Source organism: Pseudochrobactrum sp. AO18b (assembly GCF_000409565.1).
In the GTDB taxonomy this organism is placed as follows: domain Bacteria; phylum Pseudomonadota; class Alphaproteobacteria; order Rhizobiales; family Rhizobiaceae; genus Pseudochrobactrum; species Pseudochrobactrum saccharolyticum.
The window spans coordinates 1-7392 of the sequence record NZ_ANNO01000031.1; the positions used below are offsets into that span (position 1 = coordinate 1).

The window sequence follows — 7392 nt, forward strand, 5'->3', positions numbered from 1 at the left end:
GAACAGTTCAGAAAAACGCTTCTTGTCGGCTTCTGTCACACCCAGAACTTTGAGTGTATCAATCGACATGATGTTGATTTTTGTTCCTTCCGGCAACCAGCCCGGGCGACCAACAGATTCCTTGGCTGGCAGATAACCCTGCTCCAGTGCCAGTTTCTGACCATCATCCGAGAGGATGAAATCAACGAATTTCTCTGCACCGGCAACATTTTTAGCAGTCGCCATGATTGCAACCGGTTCAGTCACCGCAGGCACACCTTCCTTAGGGAACACGAACTCAACCGGTGAGCCTTTGGCTTTGGCGTTCAGCGCCATGAAATCCACGAGGATACCATAAGGTTTTTCACCGCTGGCAACGGATTTCAGCACCGCACCATTGCCGCGCACGCTGATCAGCTCATTGGCTTTCAGCTTTTCGAAATAATCCCAGCCGAGTTCCGAATTCAGTGCAAAACCGGAGAGCAGATAAGCCGCCGCGCCGGAATAAAGCGGGCTCGGCATCACGATCTGGCCTTTATATTCTTCTTTGCCGAGATCAGCCCAGCTTTCAGGCTTGCTTTTCGCCTGTGTGTTATAGGCAATACCGGTGGTGATCAGCTTGGAACCGAAATAGGTTTTGTCCTTGTCGAACGAACCTTCGGTCAGACCATCAGTCTTCGCGCCTTCATAGGCTTTCAGACGATTGTCTTTTTTCAGCAGTTCCATCGACACGGCATCGGCAATCAGCAGCACGTCCGGCTGCGGCGCACCGGCAGCAAATTCAGCAGCCAGCTTGCTGAGAATATCGCTGGTACCGGAACGGAACACCTGCACATCAATATCAGGATTGGCTTTGCGGAATGCTTCAACGGTTTTGGTCGCATCAGCTTCCGGCTGCGAGGTATAAAGATTGAGCGTTTCTGCATTCACCGCAGTTGCGCCCATAAATACTGCCAGAGCAGTAGCCAGAACTGTTTTACGTGACGTGCGTTTCTGCAACATGATTCTTATCCCTGAAATCATTCATCCGACACCGGAGCGAGCCGGTTACTCGCCGTTCATTTATTAAATGAACACTACAAGTTTATGACAAAGAATAAAGTCACCACAGAAAACAAAAACAAACAGGGCATTGAACCAGCAATGCCCTGTTAAAATCTCATCTATTCTGGCAGTTGGCTCAGAAGCGAGCGTGGTCTTTGATTTAAGCGCTCAGAAGCGAGCGCCGGCAAAATGCGCGATCTGTGCGCCGGTTTCATAATAGGCTTCGCGGATACCGAGGAAGGACTGTGTTTCCGGCTCAGTCACCGGCAATGGCAGATCAGCTTCGCTGATTTCACCGCTGATATGACGTGCCAGCACATTGCCGAATACAGTACCGGTGGCAATGCCGCGGCCATTATAACCGCTGAAACCGATCACATTCTTATCAAAGCGATGGAATTTCGGCAGGCTGTCATTGGTCATGCCGATCAGGCCGTACCATTCATAATCAAATTCGACTTTACCAAGCTGCGGGAACAGACGCTTCATTTCGCGCTTTGCCCATGCCGTATGAATACCTGTGCCGGTATTGCGCAATGCACCAACGCTGCCGAACACCAAACGACCAGCCTGATCGTAACGATAAGACGACAGCACCTGTTTGGTATCCCATACACCCTGACGTTCCGGCAGAATCTGTGCCTGCTGCTCTTTGGTCAGCGGCTTGGTTGCCAGATTGAAATAAGGCAGATGCATAATTTCTGCGCGGATCTGCGGCCATGGTGCCTGTGTATAGGCATTGGTTGCCACCACGATCCATTGCGCACGCACCGAACCCTTGGCAGTGCGAACCACCCAGTCATTGCCCACACGTTCAGTGGAAGTCACCTGTGAACCGGTGAAAATCTGTGCACCTGCAGCAATGGCCGCATGGGCAAGGCCACGCACATAGGCCAGCGGCTGAATGGTGCCTGCACGCATATCCAGCAGCGAACCGCTATAGGCTTTAGTACCGACTTTCTTTGCAGTTTCTTCGGCGCTCAACAGCGTTACCGGCGCACCACGGCGTTGCCACTGTTCCGCACGATCCTGCAATTCGCGCAGGCCTTTCTGACCGACAGCGCAATGCAGCGTACCGGTGCGGGTCGCTTCACAGGCGATATTATGCTTTTCAATACGCTCGAAAACCATTTCCGGGCCATTGCCGAGCGCTTCGAGCAGACGGTCACCATATTTCTGACCGAGCACTCCCGGCAGATCATCCGGCATAACCCACATACCGGCATTGACCAGACCGACATTGCGGCCGGAACCGCCGAAACCGATTTCAACGCCTTCAAGCACGGCAACTTTGCTGCCGCGTTCACTCAGATTCAGTGCGGTTGAAAGTCCGGTAAAACCACCGCCTACAACAACCACGTCAACGTTTAACTCGCCTTGCAGGGCAGATGTAACCGGAGCGGCAGGAGCGGATTTTTCCCAGAGACCGTGAGAACGGGGATTATTCAACATGTCAGTTCATTTCTCAAAAACAACGTTGCCACTTATGTCAGCCTGTATTGCAGCAACAAGCCTACGATTATGCGTCTGAAATATACGCACCACGCAAAAGCGGCTCAGACAAAAGGTCAACGATCAAAATGGATAAAGAGCGCCGTATATATAATGCGGATACACACACAACACTCTGAGTGTTTGAAATTTGAAGCACAACACGGAAAATCATCCGGCTTGTTATTTACCAGTGTTATTATCGTCTTTTTCTTCTGGCGCCTGAGTAGCCATACACCTTTCGGTTTTGGCAAAAGTAGCAATTTTTGCGCAACAGATCATTCATTTGCGGAATGACCTGTTCCACTTAAATTGCATTACATATCTTATTCTGCGTTCAGATGCACCAGCGCCATATAATCATGCTGGCCGACCTGCCCGCGTATCCAGCTGGAAAATGTCTGTATCAGCGGATTTTCATGTTTGCCTTCCGGCACCACCAGATAATAATCATTCTCAGTACGCATAGGCTTATCAAACAGAATCCGCAGGCGACCTTCCTGCAATTCCTGCTCAATCAGATAAACCGGCAACAAACCAATCCCAAGCCCAGCGGCAGCGGCCTCGATCACCATAGAGAACTGATCGAAACGATGGCCGCTATAGGTGCTACGCGCATCCACTTCGCAAAGTTCAAACCATTGCGTCCACATTTTCGGACGCGTTGTCAGATGCAACAGAGGCTCTTTCTGCAGGTCTTCCGGCTCAACAATGCGGTGGCTTTCGATCAAAGCATTGCTGGCAACAGGCACCACCATCTCACTGCACAGATAATTGCAGGTGGCATGTGCCCAAACCGGCTGACCATAGTGAATAGCCATATCAAACGGATATTCTTCAAAATCGAACACGCCGGTGCGTGAGCCGACATTAAAAGCCACACCCGGATTTTCTTCGATGAAATTCGGAATACGCGGCATCAGCCAGCGCGCGCCGAATGTCGGCAATGTCGCCACGCTGAAAGCCGAAGAAGACTGTGCCGAGGCCATCGCCCGCAACATCGTATCTTCGGTCTGGTTCAAAAGGCGGCGTACTTCCGGCAAAAACTTGCGTCCCGCATCAGAAAGCAGGATGCGCTGACGGATTCGCTCAAACAGCAAAACGCCGAGCTGGCCTTCCAGATCCTTGATCTGACGACTCACCGCGCTTTGTGTCAGGTTCAGCTCGTGGGCTGCCTGTGTAAAACTTCCGTGACGTGCAGCGCATTCAAAAGCCTGCAAAATGGCGATATCCGGTATCAGTCGTCGGCTGAGCTTCATTCCTGCCTCGCATAAACATAGTCGGTTTCGTCGCAATCATGCGGCCACTACAGCTGATATGATCAATTTTAGTCATGATATCAACATCTGATACGTGTTTCTGATAGTCGAAAATCGATTTAAAAAGAAATTACGCATCAAATTTAAAGCATATCCCGAAAACTGGCTGACATTTTTCGGATCAGATAGGCCTTTATAACAACATCAGGATGGTTTTGTGCGACTCCCAAAGAGCACAAATCAACCACACGAAGCAGTTTTAGGGCAGTTTCAGGAAAAACGTCATCCGCTTTTCTTTATGGAACTGCACCAAGAGCAAAACAGACAGGGCTTTATCTTCTCCCAAGACAGATAACAGCTCGCATACGGAAAGCCCTCAAGGAGGCAAACCATGAATTTCGTATCAGCCGACAGCATCCGCGCTGCATTCTCAGCCGCAATGTCCGCAATGTACCGTACAGAAGTGCCTGCTTACGGTACGCTGATGGAACTGGTTGCAGATGTTAATGCTGCGACCCTGAAAGCCCAGCCTGAACTGCTCGCCCGTCTCGAGGATACCGATTCTCTGGATCGTATTTCCGAAGAGCGTCACGGCGCGATCCGCCTCGGCACCGCTGCTGAACTTTCCATGATGCGCCGCGCTTATGCGGTTATGGGCATGTTCCCTGTCGGTTATTACGACCTGTCCGCTGCCGGCGTGCCTGTGCATTCCACAGCTTTCCGTCCGGTTGATGATGCATCGCTGAAGATCAATCCGTTCCGCGTTTTCACTTCACTGCTGCGTCTCGACCTGATCGCTGACGAAAAGCTGCGCAAGGAAGCTGAAGAAACACTCGCAAAGCGCAACATCTTCACTGCCGGTGCGATTGAGCTGATCGAGACTGCTGAAAAACAGGGTGGTCTCACACAGGAACAGGCTGACAAGTTTGTTGCTGAAGTTCTGGAAACATTCCGCTGGCACGATAAGGCCAATGTGAGTGCAGAACTCTATCACCGTCTGCACGACGCCCATCGTCTGATTGCTGACGTTGTGTCTTTCAAAGGCCCGCACATCAACCACCTGACACCACGCACACTCGACATCGATGCCGTGCAGGCTCAGATGCCGGCGCGCAATATTTCGCCTAAAGCTGTTGTTGAAGGCCCGCCAACCCGTAAATGTGCGGTTCTGCTGCGTCAGACCTCGTTTAAAGCGCTCGAAGAATCCGTTTCTTTCACCGATGCTGCAGGCGAATGGAAAGCCGGCACACACACTGCCCGTTTTGGTGAAATTGAACAGCGCGGCATTGCACTGACACCAAAAGGCCGCGGTCTTTATGATGCGCTGCTCGACAAGACCCGCGCACGTATCCGCCCTGCGCCGGATGGCTCGAATGCTGCTGAATATGTTCGCATTCTCGGTGAAGTTTTCGAAGAATTCCCGGACACATGGGCAGAAATCCGTGAACAGGGTCTCGGTTACTTCGCTTACAGCGTTGCAGACCGCTCGAAAGCCAAGAGCGAACTGAGTGCCGCCAATCTCGACAGCCTGATTGCTGAAGGCGCAATCCAGTTTGACCCGATTGTCTATGAAGACTTCCTGCCGGTCAGCGCCGCTGGTATCTTCCAGTCCAATCTCGGCGACGATGATACACAGGAATTCACTGAAAGCCCGAACCAGAAGCGTTTCGAAGCTGATCTCGGCGCAACCGTGCTCAATGAATTTGAACACTATGCCCGCATCGAGCGCGAATCTGTTGAGGGTGCATTGAAGGCTCTCGCCTTTAAAGCTGCAGCAGAATAACTAGATAACATATGAAAACGGCAATCTGCCCTCAAAGCGGATTGCCGTTCAGCTGTTTATACTAGAGCGTGTCGCGCTTCATTTGATCCATAACACTCGCTCTAGATTCTTGAGTTGTCGCATTATCGCGGTCGTTAACTGAAGCCAGTTAACTGCGAAATGCTCCGGAGCAAATTACTGCTCCACCGTACCAGATAGAATATCAGGTCTGTTCCCTTACCCGAACAAGCGCCTGATATTCTGAACGATAAACAATAGGGAATGCGATTTATGAGCACCGAAAATAAAAAAGTGAACGTTAAGCAGGAAGCTGCTGACATTCTCGCCAAGCTTGGCGTTGACAGCGCTGCCTATACAGGCGGTGATCTTGCCTCGTTCAGCCCGGTTACCGGCGAACAGATCGGCGCCCTCAAGACTCATTCGGCTGCAGACACTGCCCGCATGATCGAAGAAGCTGATGCAGCATTCCGCACATGGCGCGATGTTCCGGCTCCTCGCCGCGGTGAGCTGATCCGCCTGCTCGGTGAAGAACTGCGCGCTTCCAAAGCTGATCTCGGCCGTCTCGTTTCGATCGAAGCCGGTAAGATCATCTCCGAAGGTCTCGGCGAAGTACAGGAAATGATCGACATCTGCGATTTCGCAGTTGGTCTGTCCCGTCAGCTTTACGGTTTGACCATTGCGACTGAACGCGCCGGTCACCGCATGATGGAAACATGGCATCCGCTTGGTGTTGTCGGCGTTATCTCCGCCTTCAACTTCCCTGTAGCTGTCTGGTCATGGAACGCGGCTCTGGCACTGGTTGCCGGTGACTCTGTTGTCTGGAAGCCTTCCGAAAAGACCCCTCTCACAGCGCTTGCTTGTGAAGCGATCTTCAACCGTGCGGCTGCCCGTTTCGGTGCAGATGCTCCTAAGGGTCTGTCCGCTGTTATCATCGGCGACCGTACAATCGGTGAAGTTCTGGTTGACCATCCGAAGGTTCCGCTGGTTTCCGCAACCGGTTCAACCCGCATGGGTCGCGATGTAGGCCCGCGTCTGGCCAAGCGTTTCGCACGCGCTATCCTCGAACTCGGCGGCAACAATGCCGGTATCGTCTGCCCGTCAGCCGATCTCGACATGGCTCTGCGCGCGATTGCTTTCGGTGCCATGGGTACTGCAGGTCAGCGTTGCACCACCATGCGTCGTCTGTTCGTACACGAAAGCGTTTACGACACACTGGTACCACGTCTGGTCAAAGCCTATCAGAGCGTATCCATCGGCAACCCGCTGGAAACCCCTGCACTGATCGGTCCGCTGATCGACAAAGCTTCTTTCGACGGCATGCAGAAAGCTCTGGCAGAAGCCAAGGCTCATGGCGGTAAAGTTGTCGGTGGTGAACGCGTTTCCGTAGGTCCGGACACAGGTTACTACGTACAGCCAGCAATCGTTGAAATGCCAGAACAGGCAGGTCCGGTTCTCGAAGAAACCTTCGCACCGATCCTCTATGTGATGAAATACAGCGATTTCGACAACGTACTCGAACTGCACAACGCAGTTGGTGCCGGTCTGTCGTCTTCTATCTTCACACTGAATCTGCAGGAAGCTGAGCGTTTCCTCTCTGCATCCGGCTCGGATTGCGGTATTGCCAACGTCAATATCGGTACATCCGGTGCTGAAATCGGCGGCGCATTCGGCGGTGAAAAGGAAACCGGTGGCGGTCGTGAATCCGGTTCGGATGCATGGAAAGCTTACATGCGCCGTGCAACCAACACTGTAAACTACTCGAAGGCACTGCCGCTCGCACAGGGCGTATCCTTCGACATCGACTAATCATCAGTACTGATGACAAAGAAAAGCCCC

General features: G+C 52.2%; 5 protein-coding genes. 2 read left to right on the forward strand and 3 right to left on the reverse strand.

Annotation, left to right across the window (positions count from 1 at the left end; genetic code table 11):
• From A918_RS0101500 to A918_RS0101510, 3 genes are all read right to left on the reverse strand, one after another.
• A partial coding sequence (locus tag A918_RS0101500; RefSeq protein ID WP_022709342.1) for an ABC transporter substrate-binding protein occupies window positions 1-981 on the reverse strand: 981 nt, incomplete at its 3' end.
• Window positions 982-1191: 210 nt separating this feature from the next.
• Window positions 1192-2475, reverse strand: coding sequence for an FAD-binding oxidoreductase (locus A918_RS0101505; protein WP_022709343.1), 1284 nt, complete (start codon window positions 2473-2475; stop codon window positions 1192-1194).
• A 365-nt stretch (window positions 2476-2840) separates the two neighbouring features.
• The gene (locus A918_RS0101510; RefSeq protein WP_022709344.1) at window positions 2841-3773 is read right to left on the reverse strand and encodes a LysR family transcriptional regulator; all 933 of its coding nucleotides are present in this window, start codon (window positions 3771-3773) and stop codon (window positions 2841-2843) included.
• 391 nt (window positions 3774-4164) lie between these two features.
• Between A918_RS0101510 and A918_RS0101515 the strand changes: the two genes are divergently transcribed.
• Window positions 4165-5556 carry a VOC family protein gene (locus A918_RS0101515; RefSeq protein WP_022709345.1) on the forward strand — a complete coding sequence of 464 codons (1392 nt, stop codon included), beginning with the start codon at window positions 4165-4167 and terminating at the stop codon, window positions 5554-5556.
• Between the two features lie 270 nt (window positions 5557-5826).
• The gene (locus A918_RS0101520; RefSeq protein ID WP_022709346.1) at window positions 5827-7362 is read left to right on the forward strand and encodes an aldehyde dehydrogenase family protein; all 1536 of its coding nucleotides are present in this window, start codon (window positions 5827-5829) and stop codon (window positions 7360-7362) included.
• Window positions 7363-7392 lie beyond the last annotated feature (30 nt).